Annotated in this window: 20 protein-coding genes; 7 read left to right on the forward strand and 13 right to left on the reverse strand. The window is 60.5% G+C overall.

The window, feature by feature from the left end; genetic code table 11:
- Positions 1-9: 9 nt before the first annotated feature.
- From ACA069_RS17990 to ACA069_RS18020, 7 genes are all read right to left on the reverse strand, one after another.
- Positions 10-981: a Csu type fimbrial protein gene (locus ACA069_RS17990; protein ID WP_497614688.1), complete on the reverse strand. Its 972-nt coding sequence runs from the start codon at positions 979-981 to the stop codon at positions 10-12.
- Entirely contained in the window at positions 978-3,335 is a 2,358-nt protein-coding gene (locus ACA069_RS17995) for a fimbria/pilus outer membrane usher protein (RefSeq protein WP_497614690.1), read from the reverse strand. Before ACA069_RS17995 ends, ACA069_RS17990 begins: the two co-directional genes overlap by 4 nt.
- A gap of 77 nt (positions 3,336-3,412) precedes the next feature.
- Positions 3,413-4,201 (reverse strand): fimbrial biogenesis chaperone, encoded by a 789-nt coding sequence (locus tag ACA069_RS18000; protein ID WP_497614692.1) that lies wholly within the window; start codon positions 4,199-4,201, stop codon positions 3,413-3,415.
- 30 nt (positions 4,202-4,231) lie between these two features.
- Complete coding sequence (locus ACA069_RS18005) at positions 4,232-4,732, reverse strand: Csu type fimbrial protein (protein ID WP_123529335.1); 501 nt, start codon at positions 4,730-4,732, stop codon at positions 4,232-4,234.
- A gap of 4 nt (positions 4,733-4,736) precedes the next feature.
- Positions 4,737-5,273 (reverse strand): Csu type fimbrial protein, encoded by a 537-nt coding sequence (locus ACA069_RS18010; RefSeq protein WP_305438669.1) that lies wholly within the window; start codon positions 5,271-5,273, stop codon positions 4,737-4,739.
- A 20-nt stretch (positions 5,274-5,293) separates the two neighbouring features.
- Entirely contained in the window at positions 5,294-5,827 is a 534-nt protein-coding gene (locus ACA069_RS18015; protein ID WP_497614694.1) for a Csu type fimbrial protein, read from the reverse strand.
- Positions 5,828-5,932: 105 nt separating this feature from the next.
- Entirely contained in the window at positions 5,933-6,454 is a 522-nt protein-coding gene (locus ACA069_RS18020) for a Csu type fimbrial protein (protein WP_497614696.1), read from the reverse strand.
- Positions 6,455-6,740: 286 nt separating this feature from the next.
- Between ACA069_RS18020 and zapE the strand changes: the two genes are divergently transcribed.
- Both zapE and ACA069_RS18030 read left to right on the forward strand, forming a co-directional pair.
- Positions 6,741-7,865: a cell division protein ZapE gene (gene zapE / locus ACA069_RS18025; RefSeq protein ID WP_497614698.1), complete on the forward strand. Its 1,125-nt coding sequence runs from the start codon at positions 6,741-6,743 to the stop codon at positions 7,863-7,865.
- Positions 7,866-7,957: 92 nt separating this feature from the next.
- Positions 7,958-9,271, forward strand: coding sequence for a leucine-rich repeat-containing protein kinase family protein (locus ACA069_RS18030; RefSeq protein WP_497614700.1), 1,314 nt, complete (start codon positions 7,958-7,960; stop codon positions 9,269-9,271).
- Positions 9,272-9,373: 102 nt separating this feature from the next.
- Here ACA069_RS18030 and ACA069_RS18035 read toward each other — a convergent pair whose 3' ends face one another.
- Positions 9,374-10,078, reverse strand: a complete 705-nt coding sequence (locus tag ACA069_RS18035) for a YebC/PmpR family DNA-binding transcriptional regulator (RefSeq protein WP_187680468.1) — start codon at positions 10,076-10,078, stop codon at positions 9,374-9,376.
- 221 nt (positions 10,079-10,299) lie between these two features.
- Here ACA069_RS18035 and ACA069_RS18040 point away from each other — a divergent pair, with 221 nt between their 5' ends.
- Positions 10,300-11,694: a type VI secretion system Vgr family protein gene (locus ACA069_RS18040; RefSeq protein WP_497614702.1), complete on the forward strand. Its 1,395-nt coding sequence runs from the start codon at positions 10,300-10,302 to the stop codon at positions 11,692-11,694.
- A 108-nt stretch (positions 11,695-11,802) separates the two neighbouring features.
- Here the strand turns inward: ACA069_RS18040 and ACA069_RS18045 are convergent, their stop codons facing one another.
- Complete coding sequence (locus ACA069_RS18045; RefSeq protein ID WP_497614704.1) at positions 11,803-13,194, reverse strand: FAD-dependent oxidoreductase; 1,392 nt, start codon at positions 13,192-13,194, stop codon at positions 11,803-11,805.
- A 71-nt stretch (positions 13,195-13,265) separates the two neighbouring features.
- On the reverse strand, positions 13,266-14,591 hold the full coding sequence (locus tag ACA069_RS18050; protein WP_497614706.1) for an MFS transporter: 1,326 nt from the start codon (positions 14,589-14,591) through the stop codon (positions 13,266-13,268).
- A 269-nt stretch (positions 14,592-14,860) separates the two neighbouring features.
- Here ACA069_RS18050 and ACA069_RS18055 point away from each other — a divergent pair, with 269 nt between their 5' ends.
- Positions 14,861-15,733, forward strand: a complete 873-nt coding sequence (locus ACA069_RS18055; protein WP_187680472.1) for a LysR family transcriptional regulator — start codon at positions 14,861-14,863, stop codon at positions 15,731-15,733.
- A gap of 25 nt (positions 15,734-15,758) precedes the next feature.
- On the opposite strand, the gene ACA069_RS18060 is transcribed toward ACA069_RS18055, so the two are convergent.
- Complete coding sequence (locus tag ACA069_RS18060) at positions 15,759-16,619, reverse strand: LysR substrate-binding domain-containing protein (protein ID WP_497614708.1); 861 nt, start codon at positions 16,617-16,619, stop codon at positions 15,759-15,761.
- Positions 16,620-16,731: 112 nt separating this feature from the next.
- On the opposite strand from ACA069_RS18060, the gene ACA069_RS18065 reads away from it, so the two are divergent.
- The 3 genes from ACA069_RS18065 (at position 16,732) to ACA069_RS18075 (ending at position 19,463) form a co-directional block, all read left to right on the forward strand.
- The gene (locus ACA069_RS18065; protein WP_497614710.1) at positions 16,732-17,841 is read left to right on the forward strand and encodes a 2-aminoethylphosphonate--pyruvate transaminase; all 1,110 of its coding nucleotides are present in this window, start codon (positions 16,732-16,734) and stop codon (positions 17,839-17,841) included.
- Between the two features lie 53 nt (positions 17,842-17,894).
- Complete coding sequence (gene phnX / locus ACA069_RS18070) at positions 17,895-18,722, forward strand: phosphonoacetaldehyde hydrolase (protein ID WP_187680475.1); 828 nt, start codon at positions 17,895-17,897, stop codon at positions 18,720-18,722.
- Positions 18,723-18,908: 186 nt separating this feature from the next.
- Complete coding sequence (locus ACA069_RS18075; protein ID WP_497614712.1) at positions 18,909-19,463, forward strand: cytochrome b; 555 nt, start codon at positions 18,909-18,911, stop codon at positions 19,461-19,463.
- A gap of 134 nt (positions 19,464-19,597) precedes the next feature.
- Here the strand turns inward: ACA069_RS18075 and ACA069_RS18080 are convergent, their stop codons facing one another.
- Complete coding sequence (locus ACA069_RS18080; RefSeq protein WP_497614714.1) at positions 19,598-20,509, reverse strand: 1-aminocyclopropane-1-carboxylate deaminase/D-cysteine desulfhydrase; 912 nt, start codon at positions 20,507-20,509, stop codon at positions 19,598-19,600.
- Positions 20,510-20,655: 146 nt separating this feature from the next.
- The gene (locus tag ACA069_RS18085) at positions 20,656-22,695 is read right to left on the reverse strand and encodes a 2,4-dienoyl-CoA reductase FMN-binding domain-containing protein (RefSeq protein ID WP_497614716.1); all 2,040 of its coding nucleotides are present in this window, start codon (positions 22,693-22,695) and stop codon (positions 20,656-20,658) included.
- Positions 22,696-23,349 lie beyond the last annotated feature (654 nt).

Genomic DNA, 23,349 nt, shown 5'->3' on the forward strand with positions numbered 1-23,349 from the left:
CACGCGTGCTCAGAAACCGACATCCAGCACCACATTGTCCAGATACGTCCCCGCCGGCGGTGTGGTCTGGTCGGTGTAGATCTTTGCGTTGTAATTGAAAATCTGGCTGCCGGTACCCAAGCCGTTACCCGGATTGACCTCGGCATCGGTACTCGCCCGACGTGCAGTGCCGACACTGCCCCAACGCGTCGTGCCGGCGCTTTTGAAAATGTCATAGGCCAGGTAGTTGCCGCCGGAGATCATCCGCCGTCGCCCACCCACGCTTACCGGGTTCTGACCGTCGCTCAAGCCCACGGTGTAGGCGCTGCCCTTGGTGCAAGCCAGATTGATGGTCTGCCCGGTTACCGGCGTAAAGGCACTGACCACCGGCGCACTGCCAAACGCGATGTTCGGCGCGGTAATCGTGCAATCGTTGGAAACGGTCAGGTTGACGGTCAACGTGGTGGTTCCATTGTTGATATCGCGCCCGAGGCAGATGGCACCGATGCCAATCCCCGAGCAGTAATTCCAGTTCCAGAAAATACTCAGGGTCTCGGTGTACACCCCGGCAGCAACGTTGCTGCCGATGGTCGTTCTCAGATAGAGCGGCACGGTTTTCGGCGTCGTCCCGTTAAGCAGCCCCAAGGCATCAATGATGCCATTGCGGGCGAAGTCATAGGCCGTGCCCCGCGTCAGCGGGTAACTGGTGCTGTTGTTGGCGTAGATCGTGTAACCGATGACATCACCTGTCGGCCCGACCAGGCCACTTTGGGGCGAGGAGACGGTGGCCCAGAAGTGGTCGCTGTTGCTCAACAACGTCAACAGAGAACCCGTACAGCTCAAACCACCATTGAGGGTGGAGCTGGGCTGCGACGTGGTGCGTACGGCAATCGAACTGAGCGTACCGAAGGCCGCCGGCGTGGTGCTGACCACTGAACACAAGGCCTGCGCCGCCCCCGGCAGCATCAGCGCCAGCCACAGACACAAACGGACGCCGATCATTGGCACACCAACGGACCAATCAGCGGCACCTGGCTCTGATCCATGTCCACGCTGAACTGCGCCTTGCAGGTTTTGCCATCGGCCAGCGTGACCTTTAAAGAGTTCTGCGCCTGAAGATTTTCCAGATAGACCAACCCGTCCCACCCGACCACCGTGTTTGTGCCGCTCTGTTCATGCAACACGCCTGCGCCCAGCGGCAATTCACGCTGTTGTGCATCGACCAACACAATGCTCGCCGCGATCACCCGGGCCAGCGGGAATTCCAGCAAGTACCCGCTGCCACGCCGAACCGCGATACGCTGCTCGACATTCGGACTACGCACGTTGGCCGGCAGATTCAGCGGATCGATTTCGTATTTGCCACGGTAATAAGCACTGCTCCACGGTACTAACAGATGTCCGTTCTTGTCGGTCTGACCCACTTGCTGGTTTTCATAGCGCACCGGAATGTCGGCAAAACCATCGGTACTGACCACGACAAACGCATCGTCGATGCGGTTGGCGGCGAACACCTGCTGATCCATCCACACCAGCGAGCCACTGGCATCGGCCCAACGGGTTTCGGCGTCCGAGGTACCATAAACCCCGGCCTGCAACTGCACCGATTGCAGACGCCAGGTCACGTCAGCCTGACGGTAATCGGCGCCGTCCCCCTTGGCGTAACCCAGATTGAAGCCCACCCCGCCCTCGGATGGCACCGCGCGGCTGTAGTTGATCCGCTGCTGGGTCTGCCCGGTATTGCTGCGTTCACTGCTGATCGCCAGGCTGCCACGCAAGTCAAACGGAATCACCAGTTGCGCCTGCACCGCCCAGTTGCTGTCGCCGATCTCGCGGTTGGCAGACAGGTAGAAACTGCTGTTGCGCCACAGCGGTTTGCTCCAGCTCAGATTGAGCAGGCGCGTGCGCGAATCGTCAGCCGCGCGCACATCGAAATACCCGGCACCGAGGCTGCCCCAGCGCTCGAGATTGAGGCTCAGGGTGGCCTGTTCGCTGCGGCGGCTGAGGCTGATGTAGGGGCTGTCGACCACGGTCAGGTCGGCGTATTGATCGTGCCGTTGCAGGCGTTGATAAGAAAAACTGAAGCGCTGGTTGCTGTACTGATAACCCAGGCTCAATTGCTCGCCACCGTCGCCCTCGAAACGACTCTGGCTGATCGCACTGTTGAGCACGCCGAAATTGCCGAGCCGCAGGTTCCCCCCGAGCCCTGCGAGGGTCAGGCTATCAGCGGCTTCGGCGTGGCTCTCGAGGGTGAAAGTGTCGCTGACGCCATAACGCAGGCTGCCAGAGGTCACGCCCGGCCCGTAACTGAAATCCTTCAGGGCGTAATCGCGACGCAACGTACCGGCGGCCACGGAAAAATCACTCAAACCCTTTTGCAGCAAACTGCTGGTGACATAGAACGGCACTGTGGTCGAAACCTGCCGACCCAGCGCATCCGTAGTCACAACCACCGCTTCGCCAGCGCCATTGATGAACGGAATGTTGGTCAGCGTATACGGCCCAGGTTGCAGGTCGGCGCTGCTGGATTTGTAGCCATTGATAAACAGATCCACCGAGGACGGCACCGCCGCTTCGCCGGCAAACTGCGGCAGTGGATAGGTGACCAGATCCGGGCGCACCGCGAAGTCCCGGGAGAACTGCACGCCGCCCAGCCGAACCGAACTGCTCCATGGCAACGCGCCGCTGATCACGTCGCCGGCTTCGTAGGTGAGCATTCGCTCATCATCGGAGTAACGCCACGTGGTGTCATAACGCAGATAGCCGTTGTTCAGCGTGTTCACCGAGTCACCGGACAAGGTGCGCCGATACTGCCCGGTATTGGACAAGGTGCCCCAACTGTCGAACAGCCGCACTTCATTCCAGGCCGCCAGATACGTGCCGGCATCGTCGGTGTCGTTGAGGTACAGGTCATAGTTGAATAGCGCGCCGAAACTGCTCAATGCCGGGGTTCGTGGATAGGCCTGGCGATTGCCGATCAATTGCTCCGGCAGCCAGTCCGGCGGTACGTCGAGAAGCAAGCGCTGACCGACGCTGTCGTAATCGCTGTGCAGCCCCGGCAGACCGTCGAGGTCGACTTCTACGCCGAGGTTATCGGGCAGTTTCATACCGGTTTCGCGCAACGCCGTGGCCGGCAGATACAGTCGCCCACCGCGCTGCTCCACCGCCACCACGCGGCCGGTATTCATCTGGTTGACCACCAGTTCCAGAAACAACTGTGCATCACTGACGGCCTCCATGCCGCTGGGCGGTGGCGGCAGCTCGCCGGCCCCGGTTGGTTGAACGAACACCAGGCAACAAGCGCCGGTCATGAGCCACAACGGACGCTGAATACGGCGAGCCCATCCTGGGCTCATACGCGCTTTACGTCCGTCAATGGACTCAATCCTCCTGATACTGCTTTAACCGACGCCAGCTATTGGGACTCGAATCCTCAGCGTGCCGGGGTGATGCTCTGCACTTGGGGCGCACCATTGACCCGCACCTGCAACGCCGAATCACCGGCCAGCGAACCCGGTGCCGGCCAGCGCATCACCGCCCCCGGCAGCACATAACCCAGCAGGCCTTCAGCCACAGGTTTGCTCTGCCCACCCTGTTTGATAGCCACGTCGGTCAGCCGCGCATGGACCGCACCCTGATTGCGCACTTCCACATAAGGCCGGCCGTCGACCGCCACTGTGCGCCATCTCAACTGCGGCAGGCCGATGCCTTTGGGATCACGTGGGCGCGTGCTGTCCTCTTTGCTCCACAGCCCCGCACCGTAGGCAAACAGCGGGACCGAGTAACGCATCTGGAAACGAATGGCCGCCGCCGTTTTGCCACCGTCAGCGGAGGCCGGTTGTGCAGAAGGGATTTCGTCGATGATGATGCGGTAGGCCAGTTCCTGCCCCGGCGGTACGTCTTTGGTTCGGGTCAGGCGCACCAATTGCTTTTGCCCCGGTTCGATCTTCGCCACCGGCGGGCTGCCAATCACGTCGCGCTGATTCTGGTACTGCTCTGCAAAACCGTTCTGGCTCCAGGCGAAGACGCGAATCTGCAGATTCGCGGTTTCATTGCCTCGGTTTTCCAGCCACAACGCGCTGGCCTGTTGGTCGGCCTCAAGCACCGGATCAATCGGCCAGATCAATACCGAACTGGCCGCCTGCGTATGGCCTGCTGCGAACATGGACAGCGCCAACATTGCGCTCTGAATGAACAAGTGCCGAGATGTAACTGACCCCATAAAACCGCTCCCTGTCGAACAACCTTCGCCTCACCACGACAGCTGCACCTGCAGCACGTCGCTGTACGTCCCCCCAGGCTGATTGCCCGGCAATTGCACCTGACCGTAAATCGGCAGGCTGATGTTGTTCGCATCGCTGTAGGCCACCGCTACGCTCTGGCCGATGCCCAGGCTCTGGCTGTACGCGGCATCGCGAAACAGCGCATACGCCACCCGCGCACTTCCACTGTTGACCTGCATGTGCCGGCCACTGCTGTTGTACTGGCCGCCATCGACGCTCATGTTCAATGTCACCCCCGGCGTGCATTGCAATTGCACGCCACCGGTCAACGCGACCTGCACCGTGCCGGTGGCCAGGGCTGAACGCGAGCCGAAATTCAGCCCTCCATAGTTCGACACCCCACCCACCACCAGACACCCCGCCGTGACCGTGGCGCTGACCTGGAAGCTCTGACTCGTCGCCGCGGTCAGCGGCAGCGGCGCACTGCCCGCACAAAGCAGGAGCAGCGCGATGCAGCCATGCCGGCGCATGGCATCAGAACGTCAGTTCAACAGCGACAGTGTCGGTGTAGGTCCCCGCCGGTAAACCGGCCTTGCCCACTGCCTGACCATAGATGTTCACCGTTTGTGCTACGCCAGTGCTGGCGGCCAGATTGATCGTGCCGTCAATCGCCAACAGCTGCGAATGCCCGGCATCGGTGTACAAGTCGTACGGCACGTAGTTAGCGACACCGTCGTACAGCGCGCGCGTGCCGCCCGGGGACATGCCGTCATGGGAACCGGCACGAACCTTCACCGTCGGCGTGGTGCCGCTGGAACAGAGAATCGACAGCGCCCCGCCGCCACCGCCCAGCACTTGCCCGGTGGCAGTGGTGAACAGGCTGTTGGCAGTGCCGAAGTTCAAGGCACCGAAGTTCAGACCGGTGGAGCCGCCAGCGCCGTTGACCTGACAGCTGCTGATCAGGATCAGGCTGGAGGTGATCTGGCCGGTGACAGTGGTGGCGGCATGGGCACTGGAAACCAGCGTCAGGCCGAGCAGCGACAAACCTATCCTTGATGCAAACGTACGCATGGTGTCCGTCCTCTACGGGGTTACCAGTCGAGCGTCACCGTCAGGGTGTCGGTATAGACCCCTGCCGGAACCGCGCGGGTATTCGCCACCACCGAGCCAAATACCGGAATGGGTATCTGTGCACCGCTGGTGACAGCGAAATTGTGTTGTTCGCCGATGCTGTAGCTTTGGTTGCCGGAGGCATCGAGAAACAGCTGATAAGGGATGGTCTGGCGGCCGTTGCTCAGGCGCCGGGTATTGCCGTCACCATGGGCGCCACCGTCGATGGTGACGGTGAAACCGGTGACCGAAGGGTTGCACGCGACGTTGAGTTTGCCGCTGCTGTCGCTGTCGAGGCTAGCGTTGATCGGCGCGTTCCAGGTCGGGCCCTGAAGGCCGAAATCAAGCTTGCCAAAATCGCTGACCGGGCTGGAGGGATTGCTGGTGTTGGTCACTTCACAGCCGGCAATCAGGATCAGCCGCGCATGAATCTGCCCGCTCACCGCCGCTTGCGCGTCGTCAGCGAGTAATGCGAGCGTACCTGCCGCCACGACCACCCAGTGCTTGCCTGCCATTTCGCCCTTCCCTGCTCCCTGAGGATGACTCAACCACCGCGCTCATCATTGAACGCCTTCCCTGCGCAACCCGAATCCGCTGGATTGCCGACTAAAACCCTGCGATCACCAGGTGACCGTGACTTTGACCAGATCCGAGTAACGGCTGACCCGGGGGACTTGCGCCAAACGCTCGATCCGCGCGTACAAAGGCAACTCAACGGTGCCGCTGTCCGGCACTCGACCGCTGACCGGTACATCCACCACCAACGGCACGCGCCGCGCGGCGTCCTGATACAACCGGTAAGGAATCGGCTTGCTGCCCGCATCGCCAACCATGTAACGCACTTCGCCGACACCGCCGTGCAAACCGCCATCGACGCGCATCTGATACGGCGTGTCCGGATTGCACTCCAGACGCGGCAGCCGCTGATTGGTCAGCGCCGCCGCCAGTGGCCCTGCCGGATCGTCGAGACGCGCTGTGCTGCCGAAGTCGAGCACACCCAGTTGCTCGATACCGGCCTCGCGCTGCTGGCCGATCAACTGGCAGCCGCGCTGCACATCGACCCGCACTTCGACCTGAAGATCCGTCGCGTATGCGGGTGCAACAAGCACACCCAGCAGGCCCATGACCACACGTGCATTCACTGTCCCATTCCTTGTCAGGGATCACCCGAAGGTCGTTAATGTGTTTCAGATTAGCAACGGACGACGATTGCGCCAGTCGATTGGATCCACGGATAGTCGGGGATATGTTTCGAAAGGTTGGCAGCACGTCGGATCCTGTCGCTGAAAATAGCTGTACGAACCGCACAATATTGTTCAATGACCGCCCACTCTCGACCGGCTGCGGTGGAAGGCTGACTCCGCGTCTGGTTACACTACGCCGCCGCGCTCCCGGGAGCCGGTTTGACGAATACGGAGTGACCGCAGAGTGAGCGCCCAGCCGCCGAAACGATCGCCACTGACCCAGCGCTGGCTGGCGTTGCGCCGTTTGTTCGGCAAAGGTCTGCCTGCCAGCGCAGGCCATGACGCCAGTGCCCGGTCGATCCGCGATTACTTCCGCAACAAGGCTCACGGCCAGGGTTACACCCTCAGCCAGAGCCAGCAGCGCGTGATCGACTGCATGGCGCAGCAGGCCAGTCTGCTGTTCGGTGCATCACGGCAGACGCCGCCGAGTCTGTACCTGTACGGCGCCGTCGGGCGCGGCAAGAGTTGGTTGCTCGATGGTTTCTTCCAGGCGCTGCCGATCACGCAGAAACGCCGCCTGCATTTCCATGAGTTCTTCGCGCAACTGCACCAGGGCATGTTCCGTCATCGCCAGCATGACGATGCCCTCACCCTCACGCTCGATGAACTGCTGCACGACTGTCGGGTGCTGTGTTTCGACGAGTTTCATGTGCATGACATTGGCGATGCGATGCTCATCACACGGCTGTTCAAGGCGTTGTTCCAACGCGGGATTTTGTTGTTGGTGACATCCAACTATCCGCCGGAAGGCTTGCTGCCCAACCAGCTCTATCACGCTCGTTTCAAACCGGTGATCGAGCTGATCAACTCACGCATGCAGGTTATGGAAGTGGGTGGGGCTCACGACTATCGAAGTCTGGCGCGCAACCATTTGCATCAGGTATTCACCCAAGGTCATTACGTGTGGCCAGCCACGCCAGCCCAGCGCCAGGCCCTCAACCTGCCGCCCGAAGATGCGCCGCCCCTGTCGTTAGCGGTTGGCACCCGACACTTTCAGGCACGCCTGTGCGAGGAGCGGCGTGTTGGCTTTACCTTCAATGACCTGTGCGAACAGCCAACGGCGGTGATGGATTTTCTGGAAATGTGTCGGCGATTCGATCAATGGGTCATCGATGACTTGCCCGAACTCGCCGAATGCTCGATCGCCGCGCAACAGCGCTTCATCAACCTGATCGACGTGCTTTACGACCAGGACAAACACCTGACGCTGCTCGGTAGGCTGCCGCTGGGCGAAAGCCTGGCGGGCAACGCTATCGACCTGGCCCGCACGCGGAGTCGGTTGGGACAGTTGCAAGAAGTGCACGCCTGATAACGTTCCAAAGATCTGGAGCAGCCTGCAACTACAGCTTTGCCGCTATCATGTCGCCCATTCCCAGCGACCCCTCTATTGCGAAGACTTTCATGCACACCCTTGCTCAATTGCGCGCCGGCGAACTGTCGGGCATCACGCGGCTGGATCTGTCCTGCGGCCTGACCGAATTCCCGCCGGAGATCTTCGATCTGGCCGAAACGCTGGAGGTGCTCAACCTCAGCGGCAACGCCTTGAGCAGCCTGCCAGATGATTTGCATCGGCTGACCCGCCTGCGCGTGCTTTTCTGCTCCGACAACCAGTTCAGTGAACTGCCCGCTTGCCTCGGCCAATGCACCGCGCTGACGATGATCGGCTTCAAGGCCAACCACATTGTCGATGTGCCCGGTGCCGCCCTGCCCCCGCTGCTGCGCTGGCTGATCCTGACCGACAACTGCATCGAAACCCTGCCAAATGAACTGGGCGAACGTCCTTACTTGCAGAAACTCATGCTGGCGGGCAATCAGTTGCAATCGCTGCCGCAATCCCTGGGCAACTGCCATCGACTGGAACTGATCCGCATCGCCGCCAACCGCTTGACCGAGTTACCGCAGTTTCTGCTGACGCTGCCGAGCCTGACGTGGCTGGCCTACGCCGGTAATCCGCTGGAAACCGAAGCCGACGCCGCCGCCCTTGAAGCCACGCCGCAGATCGACTGGTCGGCGTTGCGTCTGGAGCAACAACTCGGTGAAGGCGCCTCTGGGGTGATTTTCCGGGCGATCTGGCAGCGCGCCGATGGCTCGGCGCAACCGGTCGCGGTCAAGCTGTACAAAGGCGAGATGACCAGCGACGGTTCGCCGCTGCACGAAATGAACGCCTGCATCACCGCCGGATTGCACTCGAATCTGATCCGGGTGGAAGGCCGTATCACTGGCCACCCCGACGGACAGCAGGGGCTGGTGATGCAATTGATTGACCCGAGTTTCCTCAATCTGGCGGCGTTGCCGAGCCTGGCCTCCTGCTCACGGGACGTGTATGCCGATAATTGCCGGTTCAGCGCCGATGTGGCGCTGCGCATTGCCAAGGGCATCGCTTCGGCAGCCGAGCATTTGCATCAGCAAGGCATCACCCACGGCGATCTCTACGGGCACAACATTCTGTTGAACGATCAGGGCGACTGTTTATTGGGGGACTTCGGTGCGGCGTCTTTCCATGCCACCACGGACAACTTCGAAACCCGCGCGCTGCAACGCATTGAAGTGCGGGCGTTCGGGATTTTGCTTGGAGAATTGCTGGCGCGCATCGACTCGGGGTTGAGTGATGATCGCCGTGGGGTACTGGAAGAACTGCAGCGGCGCTGCTGTCAGGCGGACGTGCTGGGGCGGCCGGGGTTCAGTGAAGTGATTGAGGTACTGGAGAAGCAGTGACCGCTACGCGGTCAATCGCCAGCAGGCTGGCTCCCACATTGGAATGCATTTCAACTGTGGGAGCCAGCCTGCTGGCGATGTGGCCATTAATGGCGAAACAAATCAGCCAGCCAGACCGACAAACATATCCTGCACGTCATCATGGTTGTCGAGGCCTTCCAGGAACGCTTCAACCTCAGCCATCTGCTCATCGCTCAAACCGCTGACCGGGTTCTTCGGCTGGTAGCCAAGCTTGGCCGACAGCACGGTGAAACCTTGTTCCGGCAGGGCTTTCTGCACCGAATCCAGGTCGGTCGGATCGGTCAGGAACAGGGTTGCGCCCTCTTCACCTTCTTCAAAATCCTGAGCACCGGCTTCGATCGCGGCCATTTCCGGATCGGCGTCCGGGGTGTCCGGCGAGGCTTCGATCATGCCCACATGGTTGAAGTCCCAAGCCACGGAACCGGAAGCGCCCAGTTGGCCCTTGCGGAATGCCACGCGGATTTCCGCGACGGTGCGGTTGATGTTGTCGGTGACGCACTCGACGATCAGCGGCACCTGGTGCGGGGCGAAACCTTCGTAGGTCACGCGATGGTATTGCACGGTTTCGCCCAGCAGACCGGCGCCTTTCTTGATGGCGCGATCCAGGGTTTCCTTCGGCATCGAGGCTTTCTTGGCCTGTTCGACCACCAGACGCAGGTGTGCGTTGGTGGTGGTATCGGCACCGTTACGAGCAGCAATGGTGATTTCTTTCACCAGTTTGCCGAAGATTTTGCCCTTGGCGTTGGCTGCCGCTTCTTTGTGTTTAACCTTCCACTGTGCGCCCATTACTCACTCTCTTGATCTGTGGCGCCGAGACATCTATTGGCCGACGCGTGGCGGCAAGTTTATACGGCCTAAAGTCGGCAATCGACCAAAAAAATCCAATGCGGAATCGACTTCTTCACCAGTGCTTGTAGGGCAATTCTGAAAAACGCCTTTGACATGACCATTCTGCGCTGCGGTTTCGTACCCTCTGAGGCCCGTATTGCCTGACAGAGCCTGTTCGAATGCTCAATGACAAGGAAAGTCCGTTCACCCTTACCCTGACCGCCAGCGGGTTATGCCTGCCGGTGCTGCGTTTCAAAGGCGAGGAAGCGCTTAACCAGCCCTACCGTTTCGACATTGAGCTGATCGGCCTGGCACCCGCCGTGGCGCCAGGCACGCTGTTGCAGCAACCGGCATTTCTGCGCCTGGACGATCATCACGGGGTTCACGGCATCATCCACAGCGCCAGTTGCGAACATCGCGGAACGCACCGGATCGGCTATCGCCTGATAGTGGTGCCCCACCTGCAAAGCCTGGCCCGGCGGAGTAATCGGCGCGTGTTCGTGCAACTGAGCGTGCCGCAGATTCTCCAGCAGTTGCTCACTGAAAATGCGCTGCCCGGCGATAGCTACAGGATTGAAATGACCGTGGGGCAATACCCGGTGCGGCCGTTCTGCATCCAGTTCGAGGAAAGCGATCTGGCGCTGCTGCACAGACTTTGCGAAGAGGAAGGCATCCACTATCACTTCGAACACAGGCCCGACGGGCACGTTGTGGTGTTTGCCGATGACAGCCTGAGCCTGCCGCAAGAACCGGCGCTGCTGCCGTTCAAGGCTGATGAGCAAGCGCCCTCGCCGACTATCAGTGAGCTGTTCCAGCATCACCACGCCGCGCCGATTCCGACGCTCCACGCCGTACGCAATCGAGGGCAGCAAACTCTCGGCGACGATGCCGCCAATCAGACCCCGTCAAATCCACCCACACCGCTACCCTCGCTGGAGCAGCGCTACAGTGAACAGCGCAGTCGTCGGCATCTGGAGCGACAACGTTGCCAGCATCGCTCGATCAACGGACGCAGCGACTGTATCGGCTTGCTCAGTGGGCATTTGTTGCAGGTGACGGAGCATCCGATCAGCCACTTCAACGAGCAATGGCGAATCACCTCCATCCGCCATCATGGACAACATCCATCGATCCTTGACCCTACCCCGACGGTGCACCGTTATTACAACGATTTCAGCGCCCAGCCCTGGTCCACCGACTTTCGCCCGCCGCTCAAACAACGGCGCCCAAGTGTCGCCGGCTATCATCTGGCAGAGGTCATTGGCACGCTGGGGCAAACTGCGCGGTTCGACGAACTCGGCCGGATCGCCGTCAGGCTATGGCCCTCGGAACCATCACCAGCCACCGACACCGAAGCGATCTGGCTGCCGATCGCCATGACCCGAGCCAATGGCCGAATGACGCCTGATGAGTTGCCCGGCGCCGGCAGCGAAGTATGGGTGAGCTTCCTCGACAGCGATCCCGACCGACCGATTCTGTGCCTGGGCTACACCCGCAATCCCAAACCCCGGGCAACACAACCCGCGTCCGACAGCGGTTTGTTGCTCGACTGGTTGCTCAATCGCGCGACATAACCTGTAGAAGCTGTCGAGTGAAACGAGGCTGCGATCTTTTGATTTTGCTTTTAACCATCAAGATCAAAAGATCGCAGCCTTCGGCAGCTCCAGAGGTAAGTGGTGTGCTCAGCCTTTGTCAGCCTTGCCCGCCGCCGCAGCAAATTTTGCCAGGCGCACGTCCAGATGCCGGGGCCGGCGCCCGTGGTCTTCGGCGCGCTCCTTGCGGCGGATGGCGTTGCGCACCATCAACGATCCGAGATAGCGGATCGGCTCCGGCGGGAAGTAACCCAGCGGCCCATTGACCAGTGGCGAGCGCGTCCACGGGTTATCCAGCCCTTGCACCAAGGAGGCGAGAATCTGCCCGCCCATGTGACACGGCCCCACGCCGCTGCCGGAATACCCAAAACCGTAAAACACATTACCGCTGTTGCTCATCTGGCCGAAAAACGGCAGACCAGTCACCGAGCGATCGGACGGCCCGTTCCAGGTTGCATCGACTTTGACATCAGCGAACACCGGAAAGAAATCGCCAAGACTGCGCTTGAGCAATCCGGCATACGGCGATGGCTGATCGAATACCGGCAGCATCCGCCCGCCAAAGGCAAATGTATTGCCGCCCTTGCCGAGCATGATCCGGCCGTCGGGAGTGTTGTGGTAGTAGTGCACGAAAATCCGCGAATCGAGCACGGTGACGCCACTGGTCAAACCGATTTCCTGCAGCAGATCCGGGCGCGGCTCGGTGATCAGCATGTCGCTGGAAACGATCGCCACGCTGCGCTCGAACTGTGGAAACGCGCGGGCCATCCACGCGTTCATTGCCAGCACCACGCGGTCGGCGATCACGCTACCGTTCGCGGTGTGAATACGCGCTGGGCGGCCCTCCTCCAAACCGGTCATTGCGGTGTTTTCGTGGATCTTCACCCCAAGTTGCAACGCCACCCGCCGTAACCCGCGCACCAGTTTGCCCGGTTGCACACTGGCGGCAGCCGGGGAAAACCAGCCTTCCAGATGCTTGCTCGACCCGGCCATGCGTTGTATATCCGCCACCGGGCGCTGGCTGAACGAGTTGATGCCGTTGCGCTCCAGCGCCGCGATCACGGCGTCGGTCGAGCCGACCTGCGCGCGGTTGGTGGCGGTGTAAAGCGTGCCGTCGAGGCGATAATCGGCATCGACGCCAAATTGCTCGCAGAACTCGCCGATGGCGTGGATGCTGCGCTCCGATTCCTTGACCAGCCGCACCGCTTCTTCGACGCCGAACAAGCGCTCGAGGGTGAAGTACTTGGCCGACCACGACAGCGCGCAACCGCCGTTTCGCCCACTGGCGCCAGCGCCACAGATGTCGGCTTCGATCAACAACACATCGAGTTCGGGGTTCTGTTGCTTGAGCATGATCGCCGTCCACAACCCGGTGTAACCGCCGCCGACAATGCACACGTCACTGCGCACTTCGCCTTGCAGCGGCGGGCAAGTTGCGGACGCATCGGCCTGCAAGGCCTGCTCCAGCCAAAACGGTCTCATGGGATTCTCCAGTCAGTTGGCCACGACACAGCCTGCCGCGAACGCCGCAGCAGGCCGCGAGGCAAAGGGTTTCAGGAACGCAGAGGTTTGATCGTCAACGGGCAATTGGGGATGGACGCGCGCGGCTCCATCACGCCGACCGGACGGCTGTTCCAGTGCGGGATCAGCACCAGCGCCGAGAACAGCGCGCAACCGGCGAAGACGATGAACACCGTCACCGTATCGAAATAACCCGGCAGCAAACCGCCGAGCACCGCGCCGACCGAGCCGCAGCCGTTGACGAATCCGGCAGCGGTAGCGCCAGCCTTGGCTTTACCGAAGTCGATGGCGGCCGCGCCGCTGATCATCGAGTCCGGGCCATACAGGGTCAGGCCCATGACAAACAGCAGCGCCACCACCAGCAACACACTGCCGGTTTGCAAGGCGGCCATGAACAGCGCCAGGGTTACGGTCAGCGCCAGCAGACTCAGCACACAGGCCGGCATGCGCCGGGCGCCGAACAGTTTGTCCGAGGCCAAGCCGATCATGATCGGCCCGAGCAACCCGGCCAGTTCGAACGAGGTCGGAATGATCGCTGCCCCCACCTTGCCGACGCTGGGCATCTGCTCAAAGACAATCACCGGCCCCCACAGCAAAATCGCGTAACGCGCCGGTTTCAACATGAAGTAAGCCAGCCCCAGCACCAACACCGTGCGGTTGCGCAGGATCTCCTTCAGCGGCTCCCAAACGCTGAGTTTGCTGTTGGCTTCGATCTCTTCAGCACTCAGTTCAGGCTCCGGTTCCACCGCTGGCAGACCGACGTCTTCCGGTTTGTTGCGCTGGAAGATAAAGAACAACACCGCCACGACCGCAACCACCACCGCACTGGAAATAAACGCCGCGTGCCAGGTGCCGACCAGCGTGTACGCCCACCAACCGGCGAACGGCGACGCCACCAGACCGCCAAACGCATAGCAGGAACTCCACAACCCAAGCACTCGCCCACGTTGTGCGGAAGGGAAAAAACTGCCGAGGTTCTTGCACAACCCCGACCAACCGGTGGACTGCGCCAACCCCTGGATCAACATGCAGGTGGCGAAGATCGGCAACGTTGCAAAACTGCCCATCACCAGTGCCGCCGCAGCGGAAATCAGCAATCCGCCGAGCACCACAACCCTTGGGCCAAAGCGGTCGGCAAGCATGCCCCAAGTGAATTGGCCGATCGCGTAAGCCGCCAGATAGATGGCATCGAGATTGGCCATGGTCATTTTGTCGAGCATGAAGTTCGGGTCTTCACCGATGCCGAGTTTGGCCACCGAAAACGCTTTGCGGGTGAAGTAGAAAGCGGCGTACGCGAGCCAGGTAATAGCGAAAATCTGCATGCGCCAACGCGCAATGCTGCCGATGTGCTTGTTCATTGTGGTTCTGACCTCAGGGTGTGAGTGTGCCGGCAGAATCGTTAAGTAAACGCCTGTGTTTTTTATTGTTGAGCACTGCGATATCACCCCATCCCTAAAGCGATACCGGTCAGATGAGTCCTGCTGTTGCACGCACAGGCTCATCGCCAACGCTGCTGTCCGATCGGGCAGTCATCGATGGCGTGAGCGGATCAAAGCAATTACTGTTTAATAAATAAAATCGATTTATCGTATTTCACACATAAGCTCAGCTTGTTACTGGAGGCTACATGTCGGTGTCCCACGCCCAGCTCAAAGCCTTCCATGCCGTGGCCGTACATGGAAGCTTCACCAAAGCCGCCGAGCGGCTTTTCCTCACGCAACCGGCGATTTCCGACCAGGTGCGCAAACTCGAAGAACGCTTCGGCGTTTTATTGTTTCATCGCAATAAACGTTCCGTGCGTTTGACTGACCTCGGCGAACGCTTGCTGGCGATTACTCAGCGCCTGTTTGTGATTGAAGCCGAAGCGCAGGAGCTGCTTCAGGAATCCCAGGCCTTGCAGACCGGCAGCCTGATTCTGGCGGTGGATGCGCCGGTGCATGTGCTGCCGCAGATTGCGCGGTTCTGCGAGCGCTATCCAGGGATCAGCGTGAAGATCGAGACGGGCAACACCGATGAATCGCTGTTTCGGCTGTTCAACTATCAGGCCGATCTGGCGCTGCTGGGTCGGGATGTCAGTGATGAACGTTTGCTCAGCGTGCCGTTGCGCAACGATCCGATGGTGGCGTTCGTTTCGCGCAATCATCCGTGGGCGGAGCGTGAATCGATTTGCCTGGCGGACCTCGACGACACGCCGCTGGTGTTGCGTGAACACGGTTCAGTGACGCGGCAGACACTGGAAGAGGAAATGGCCCGGGCCGGGTTTCGCATTCGCCCGGCGATTCAGGTTGAGGGGCGGGAAGCGGCGCGGGAAGCAGTGGTTGTCGGGATTGGTGTGGGGGTTGTTTCGGCGGCGGAGTTTGGCGCGGATTCGCGGGTATGCGCGTTGCCGATTACCGATTGCACCCGCAGATTGACCGAAACCTTGGTCTGTTTGCGTGAGCAGAGTTCGCGGCGGGTGGTCGCGACGTTTCTCGATATGGTTCGCGAAAGTCTTGTGTAGCCAGTGATGAGTGCGTCGCGGTGTATCAGACTGGCGCCAAGCCGAAGAACGCCTGAATCAACCGCAACTCCCGCCGCCGCTCCATGCAGCCAATCATGTGCCGGTTCACGAGCCCCTCGCCGACAATCGGAATCGCCACCACTCGTGGGTCATGGCTGACCTCCACCGACGACACCACGCCAACCCCCAACTGCGCCGCTACGGCCTCCGTCACCGCTTCGCGGCTGTCCAGTTCGAGCAGCACACGCGGATGGATCGACGCCTGCGCACACGCCTGATCAAACGTGCGCCGGGTAATCGAACTCGGCTCGCGCAGCACCATGATCACCTGATCAAGTTCCTTGAGCTTCACCTCTGCGGCACGCTCTGCCCAAGGGTGTCCGGCCGGCACCAACGCGCAAATCCGAGATTCATTCAGTGCTTGCAGATGCAGTCCCTTGCGCGGCTCGACTTCAGTCAGCACCGCGACATCGGCGTGCTCCGATAACAGTGCGGCGAGGGTTTCCTGTGCATTGCCCAGACGCAGATTCACGGTAATCCCCGGATACCGCGCGCGCAGGCTGGCGAGCATCGGCATGACCATGTGCGGCCCATCAGCCGCCACTTCCAGGCGCCCGGTCAGCAACTGACGGTTGGCTTCGAGCATCGTCTGCGCTTCTTCCGCCAGACCGAACATGGCCCGGGTGATCGCTGCGAGTTTGGTGCCCTCCTCGGTCAGTTCCACCCGTCGCGCGGTGCGCCGCAACAGGGTGATCTGGTAGTGCTCCTCCAGCGACTTGATGTGCCCGGTGACCGCCGGCTGGCTGATGAACAACCGCGCGGCGGCGCGGGTGAAGCTGCCTTCACGGGCGACGGCGTCGAAGGCGCGCAGTTGGAACAAGTTCATGAATAACCCTCACTGATGGCTGGCATAACAACAAACAATTTGATTGATGCAACGGCGAATTGCAACGTATGCCCCGTAGCTTCATCCCACAGCGCTTTCCGAGGACACACGAATGAGTATTGCCGAACCCATCCTGCTCACTCCCGGCCCGTTGACCACTTCGGCCCGCACCCGCCAGGCGATGATGGTCGACTGGGGGTCATGGGATGACCGCTTCAACCAACTGACCGCCAGCCTCTGCGAGCAATTGCTGGCGATTCTCAACGGCGCCGCCACTCACCATTGCGTGCCGTTGCAGGGCAGTGGAACCTTTGCGGTCGAAGCGGCCATCGGCACTCTCGTACCCCGCGACGGCAAGGTGCTGGTGCTGATCAACGGTGCCTACGGCAAGCGTCTGGCGAAAATCTGCGAAGTGCTCGGCCGTTCGTTCAGCACTTTCGAAACCGCTGAAGATGAACCGACTACTGCTGCCGACGTTGATCGTCTGCTGCGCGCCGACAGTGATATCACCCATGTCGCGCTGATCCACTGCGAAACCAGCACCGGCATCCTCAATCCGTTGCCGGAAATTGCCCAGGTTATCGAGCAACACGGCAAACGCCTGATCATCGATGCCATGAGTTCCTTCGGTGCCTTGCCGGTGGATGCGCAGCAAGTGCCTTTCGACGCACTGATCGCAGCGTCTGGCAAATGCCTGGAAGGTGTGCCGGGGATGGGTTTTGTCTTCGCTCGTAAAGAGTCGTTGGCCGCTGCCGCCGGTAATTCGCAGTCGCTGGCGATGGATCTGTTCGACCAGCACACCTACATGCAGAAGACCGGCCAGTGGCGCTTCACCCCGCCGACCCACGTGGTCGCGGCGCTGCACGAAGCCTTGCTGCAATACAACGAAGAAGGTGGCCTGCCGGCGCGGCATGCGCGCTACGCCGCCAACTGTCAGGCGCTGATGGAAGAGATGGCCAAACTCGGTTTGCGCAGCTTCCTGCCGGCAGCGATTCAGGCGCCGATCATCGCCACCTTCCACGCGCCGACCGATCCTCGTTATCAGTTCAAGGACTTCTACGAACGGGTCAAGGCCAAGGGCTACATCCTCTACCCCGGCAAACTGACCCAGGTCGAAACCTTCCGCGTCGGCTGCATCGGCCACGTCAGCCCGGCGCAGATGCGCGAAGCGGTCGCGGCGGTAGGTGAAGTGCTGCGCGAGATGGAAGTCCTCGAAATCTGATTCACCACAAATCCCACATTTTGAATTGCATTGCCAACTCAGGAATTTTCGCCATGAACTACACCAACCCAACCAAACTGCAAGCCGCCATCCTCGACTGGGCCGGTACCGTGGTCGACTTCGGTTCTTTCGCCCCGACGCAGATCTTCGTCGAAGCGTTCGCCGAGTTCGACGTCCAGGTCTCCATCGAAGAAGCCCGTGGGCCGATGGGTATGGGCAAGTGGGATCACATCCGCACCCTGTGCGATCAGCCGCAGGTCGCCGAGCGGTATCGCAAGGTGTTCGGCCGCACCCCGACCGACGATGACGTCACCGCGATCTACAACCGTTTCATGCCGTTGCAGATCGAGAAAATCGCCGAACACTCGGCGCTGATTCCCGGCGCCCTGGAAACCATCGCCAACCTGCGCCAGCAAGGGATCAAGATCGGCTCCTGCTCCGGCTACCCGAAACCGGTGATGGATAAAGTCGTGGAACTGGCCGCCACCAATGGCTACGTCGCCGACCACGTGGTCGCCACCGACGAAGTGCCAAATGGCCGCCCATGGCCAGCCCAGGCACTGGCCAACGTGATCGCGCTGGGCATCGATGATGTCGGCGCTTGCGTGAAGATCGACGACACCGTGCCAGGCATTCTTGAGGGCCGTCGCGCCGGGATGTGGACGGTTGCGCTGATCTGCTCGGGCAACGCGCTGGGTCTGGATTACGAAGGGTTCCGTGCATTGGGCAGCGATGAGCTGGCCAGCGAACGCAAGCGCATCCACGCGTTGTTCGAAAGCTCGCGCCCGCACTACATGATCGACACCATCACTGATCTGCCGGAAGTGATTGCCGACATCAACAAGCGTCTGGCCAATGGTGAGATGCCGCAGTCGAGCTGATCTGCCCCGCGCCGTATGAAAAAACGCCCCTGTCTTATCGACAGGGGCGTTTTTTTGGCTGCACCTTGATTCAGCGCATTGAAAGACCGATCAGCCTCAGGCAAATCCGTCAAAGCGGATTACAGTTAAAACATGCCGTCGCCCAAGAACGGCCCGTTTCGACCCTGATCTGTGAGGAAACACCGTATGCCGTGGACAAGTTCCGAATCTCGCTACAGCACCGTATCGGTCCTGCTGCACTGGTTGATGCTGGTTTTGTTGGTGCTGGTCTACGCCAGCATGGAATTTCGTGGTCTGTTCCCCAAGGGCAGTGGCGGACGCACGCTGATCAAAGAAGCCCACTACATGCTGGGCCTGACTGTGTTCGTGCTGGTGTGGTTTCGCCTGCTGGCCCGCAGCGTCGGCGCGGCGCCAAAAATCTTCCCGGCTTCGCCGCAATGGCAAACCCTGCTGGCGCGTTTGATGCACTGGGCGTTGTACTTGTTCATGATCGGCATGCCGATTCTCGGCTGGTTGATCACCAGCGCCGAGGGGCATCAGGTGATGTTCTATGGTTTCGATCTGCCACTGCTGGTAAGCGAGGACAAGGCGTTCGCCAAACAGGTTGAAGGCTGGCATGTGTTGATCGCCACGGCAGGTTACTGGCTGATCGGGCTGCATGCGCTGGCGGGGATTTATCACCATTACGTGGTGAGGGATAACACGTTGCTACGGATGATGCCAAAACGGGCGGATCGCTGATTGTCCGGAATGGAAACGCCATCGTGGTGAGGGGATTTATCCCCGACGGGTTGCGAAGCAACCCCATCAAGCCGCGGGACTGCCAAGCAGTCCATCGGGGATAAATCCCCTCGCCACAGGGTGCTCGCTTCTACTCAGGAATTACGGTTGAAGCCTCGGAGTCCTTGGAGTCCGCCGGTATGCACGAAGATCAGTCGCGTGCCGCTGGCAAACCGGCCCGCTTCGACCTGCTGCTTGAGCGCCAGTAACGCCTTGCCGGTGTACAGCGGCTCCAGCGGCACACCACTGAGCTGTTCGGTCTGTTCGATGAAGCCAAGCAATTGCGCATCGACCTTGGCGAAACCGCCTCGGCTGGCGTCGAGCAACTGGTAATCCGCTGTGGCCAAGCCTGCCTCGCGAACGATCGCCTCGACGTGTGGCGCGACCCCGTGGTCGTCAGGCACGGCCAACGCGCCGTACACCGGACGCTTGCCGGCCTCGACCAGCGCCAGCCCAGCCAACGTCGTTCCCGTGCCGCAAGCCAGCCACCAACCGTGGTAATCGATCCAGCCCAGATCGCTCAACTGCGCATCGACCTGAACCTTCAGTGCTGCGCAGCCCAGTGCTCCAGGCAATCCCCCACCGCCCTCCGGCACCGCATGCAGCGTCGGATATTGCGCCTGCCACGGCAGCCAGAAACCCGGTTCATGCCGCGCCCGATAGCCGCCATAACCCAGCCAATGCAGTTGCATGCCGAATGCTTGCAGATCCTTCACCGTCGGCGTTTCCTGCGGATGGCCACGCAACAGCCCCACGGTTTTGAACCCCAGACGCTTGCCCGCCGCGGCCAAGGCATGCAGATGATTGGAATGCGCCCCGCCGAGGCTGATGATGCCGTCGGCGCCTGCGTGGTCGGCGGCTTTGAGGTGTTCGACGAGTTTGAACCACTTGTTGCCGCTGATCAGTGGGTCGATCTGATCGAGGCGCAGGATCGCGACTTCGATGCCGGCGGTGGTGAGCCAGTCCAGACAAAGATGTTCGAGGGGAGCTTGGGATGGAAAAAACATGGGCAAGGCAAAATCTGAAAAAGATCACATTCTAACAGCCAGAAAATCCCCTGTAGGAGCTGCCGCAGGCTGCGATCTTTTGATTTTGGTTTATTGATCGTTCCCACGCTCTGCGTGGGAATGATCAACAGTGGAGATGTGTGGTTTTAGAGTTCGGCGGCCAGACGCGAACCCTGATTGATCGCCCGCTTGGCATCCAGCTCCGCCGCCACGTCGGCACCGCCGATCAGGTGCACGTTCTGCCCGGCGGCCACCAGCCCGTCATGCAGTTCACGCAGCGGATCCTGCCCCGCGCAGATGACGATGTTGTCCACCGCCAGCAGCTGTGGCTCGCCGCTTTCGCCGATGCGGATATGCAGGCCTTCATCGTCGATGCTCAGGTATTCGACGCTGTTGAGCATCTGCACCTGCTTGTTCTTCAGCCCCGTGCGGTGAATCCAGCCGGTGGTCTTGCCCAGGCCATCGCCCACCTTGGTTTTCTTGCGCTGCAACAGGAACACTTCACGGGCCGGCGCATGCGGCGCAGGTTTGATCCCGGCCACACCACCACGGGCCTCAAGATGAGTGTCAATGCCCCACTCTTTCCAGAACGCGGCACGATCCAGACTGGTGGCCACGCCTTCATGCACAAGGAATTCCGACACGTCGAAACCGATACCGCCGGCACCGATCACCGCCACACGCTTGCCCACCGGTTTGCGCTCGAGGATCACATCCAGGTAGCTCAACACCTTGGCATTCTCGACGCCCGGAATCGCCGGCACACGCGGCGCAATGCCAGTAGCGAGGATGATCTCGTCGTAACCACCCTCAACCAGTTTGGCCACATCGACACGGGTGTTCAGGCACACCTCGACGTGGGTGGTCTGCAACTTGCGCTTGAAGTAGCGCAGGGTCTCGAAAAACTCTTCCTTGCCCGGTACGCGCTTGGCGATATTGAACTGGCCACCGATCTCGCTGGCCGAATCGAACAGTGTCACTTGATGCCCGCGCTCGGCAGCCACGGTGGCAGCGGACAACCCGGCAGGCCCGGCGCCGACCACGGCGATTTTCTTGATCTGCTGCACCGGCAGATAATTGAGCTCGGTTTCGTGGCAGGCACGCGGGTTGACCAGGCAACTGGTGAGCTTGCCGCCGAAGGTGTGGTCGAGGCACGCCTGGTTGCAACCGATGCAGGTGTTGATTTCATCGGCACGCCCTTCGGCAGCCTTGTTGACGAAGTCGGGGTCGGCAAGGAACGGCCGCGCCATCGAGACCATGTCGGCATCGCCTTCAGCGAGAATCTGCTCGGCGATTTCAGGGGTGTTGATGCGGTTGGTGGTGATCAGCGGAATGCTCACCGAGCCGCGCAGCTTGGCCGTAACCTTGCTGAATGCCGCACGCGGCACCTTGGTGGCGATGGTCGGGATCCGCGCTTCATGCCAGCCGATGCCGGTGTTGATGATGGTCGCACCGGCCTGCTCGATGGCTTTGGCCAGGATGACGATTTCTTCCCAGGTACTGCCACCCTCGACCAGATCGAGCATCGACAGACGGAAAATGATAATGAAATTCGGTCCGACCGCTTCCCGGACGCGGCGCACGATTTCTACCGGCAGGCGCATACGGTTTTCGTAGCTGCCACCCCAACGGTCGGTACGGTGGTTGGTGTGCGCAGCGAGGAACTGGTTAATGAAATACCCTTCCGAGCCCATGATCTCGACGCCGTCGTACTCGGCGGTTTGTGCCAGTACCGAGCAAGTGACGAAATCGCTGATCTGCTTCTCGATGCCTTCCTCGTCCAGCTCTTTGGGCTTGAACGGGTTGATCGGCGCCTGAATCGCGCTCGGCGCTACCTGCTTCGGACTGTAGGCATAACGGCCGGCGTGAAGGATCTGCATACAGATCTTGCCGCCCGCCTCGTGCACCGCGCGGGTGACGATGCGGTGTTTGAGCGCTTCTTCCTCGGTGGTCAGCTTGGCCGCGCCGGAATACACACCGCCCTCGTCGTTCGGGCCGATCCCGCCGGTGACCATCAGGCCGACGCCGCCTCGGGCACGTTCGGCGAAGTACGCCGCCATGCGCTCGAAACCGCCCGGTTTCTCTTCCAGGCCAGTGTGCATCGAACCCATCAGGGTACGGTTGCGCAGCGTGGTGAAACCCAGGTCCAGCGGGGCCAGCAGGTGCGGGTAATGAGCGGCGGTCATCGGTAACTCCACAACGAGCAATCACGGAAATTGCGGGAGCTCTGTGTCCCCCGTCAGTCATGTTCGACAGACTAAGAGTCGCATCGCTGTCACTCAATGACCGTAACTGACAAGTTAATGATCAAAATGCGCAGCGCCCCTTGGCAAGCGCGGACAGGCGCCCTACCCTAGTCGCCACACCCATGACTTTTCACTACGATTGGAATTTTTTTCATAAAGAATGGAGTCAGCTAGGCATAACCAGCCGTCTGGCAGGAACGTTACAGGCAAGGCGCCATGTGTGAAATTGTCGTGATACAGGGATATTGCTAGAGGGATTACCGTGGTGCAGCGCTGAAAAGCCACACTCCGAGACGCACGTTCGGATTGGCGAAAGTCTTACTTCACAACTGGTATCGCTCCAGCATTGAGTGGGCGAAGCTGCCGCCCCCGCGCTCCGCACAAAACATGAGATACGTCTGAAACGTTTCCATAAGTGACATTATAAAATTTTAGTTTATACAGCCTATTGCAATTAATGCCTACCTTACCTTCGGTGGTCATTAGAAAATAAAATGGAGTCATTAGATTTTAAAGAACAGCACAATGGAGGGTGGCTCTCGAGGTATCGGGACTGCCATTGCTCCACTCCGCGTCTCTCGCCCTGACGCCTGC

The organism is Pseudomonas sp. LBUM1652, assembly GCF_059716105.1.

Bases quoted from the DNA above. Each gene is read 5' to 3' on its own strand.
- ACA069_RS17990 (WP_497614688.1), bottom strand. From the start codon at position 981: ATGATCGGCGTCCGTTTGTGTCTGTGGCTGGCGCTGATGCTGCCGGGG.
- ACA069_RS17995 (WP_497614690.1), bottom strand. From the start codon at position 3,335: ATGAGCCCAGGATGGGCTCGCCGTATTCAGCGTCCGTTGTGGCTCATG.
- ACA069_RS18000 (WP_497614692.1), bottom strand. From the start codon at position 4,201: ATGGGGTCAGTTACATCTCGGCACTTGTTCATTCAGAGCGCAATGTTG.
- ACA069_RS18005 (WP_123529335.1), bottom strand. From the start codon at position 4,732: ATGCGCCGGCATGGCTGCATCGCGCTGCTCCTGCTTTGTGCGGGCAGT.
- ACA069_RS18010 (WP_305438669.1), bottom strand. From the start codon at position 5,273: ATGCGTACGTTTGCATCAAGGATAGGTTTGTCGCTGCTCGGCCTGACG.
- ACA069_RS18015 (WP_497614694.1), bottom strand. From the start codon at position 5,827: ATGGCAGGCAAGCACTGGGTGGTCGTGGCGGCAGGTACGCTCGCATTA.
- ACA069_RS18030 (WP_497614700.1), top strand. From the start codon at position 7,958: ATGCACACCCTTGCTCAATTGCGCGCCGGCGAACTGTCGGGCATCACG.
- ACA069_RS18035 (WP_187680468.1), bottom strand. From the start codon at position 10,078: ATGGGCGCACAGTGGAAGGTTAAACACAAAGAAGCGGCAGCCAACGCC.
- ACA069_RS18040 (WP_497614702.1), top strand. From the start codon at position 10,300: ATGCTCAATGACAAGGAAAGTCCGTTCACCCTTACCCTGACCGCCAGC.
- ACA069_RS18045 (WP_497614704.1), bottom strand. From the start codon at position 13,194: ATGAGACCGTTTTGGCTGGAGCAGGCCTTGCAGGCCGATGCGTCCGCA.
- ACA069_RS18050 (WP_497614706.1), bottom strand. From the start codon at position 14,591: ATGAACAAGCACATCGGCAGCATTGCGCGTTGGCGCATGCAGATTTTC.
- ACA069_RS18055 (WP_187680472.1), top strand. From the start codon at position 14,861: ATGTCGGTGTCCCACGCCCAGCTCAAAGCCTTCCATGCCGTGGCCGTA.
- ACA069_RS18060 (WP_497614708.1), bottom strand. From the start codon at position 16,619: ATGAACTTGTTCCAACTGCGCGCCTTCGACGCCGTCGCCCGTGAAGGC.
- ACA069_RS18065 (WP_497614710.1), top strand. From the start codon at position 16,732: ATGAGTATTGCCGAACCCATCCTGCTCACTCCCGGCCCGTTGACCACT.
- phnX (WP_187680475.1), top strand. From the start codon at position 17,895: ATGAACTACACCAACCCAACCAAACTGCAAGCCGCCATCCTCGACTGG.
- ACA069_RS18075 (WP_497614712.1), top strand. From the start codon at position 18,909: ATGCCGTGGACAAGTTCCGAATCTCGCTACAGCACCGTATCGGTCCTG.
- ACA069_RS18080 (WP_497614714.1), bottom strand. From the start codon at position 20,509: ATGTTTTTTCCATCCCAAGCTCCCCTCGAACATCTTTGTCTGGACTGG.
- ACA069_RS18085 (WP_497614716.1), bottom strand. From the start codon at position 22,695: ATGACCGCCGCTCATTACCCGCACCTGCTGGCCCCGCTGGACCTGGGT.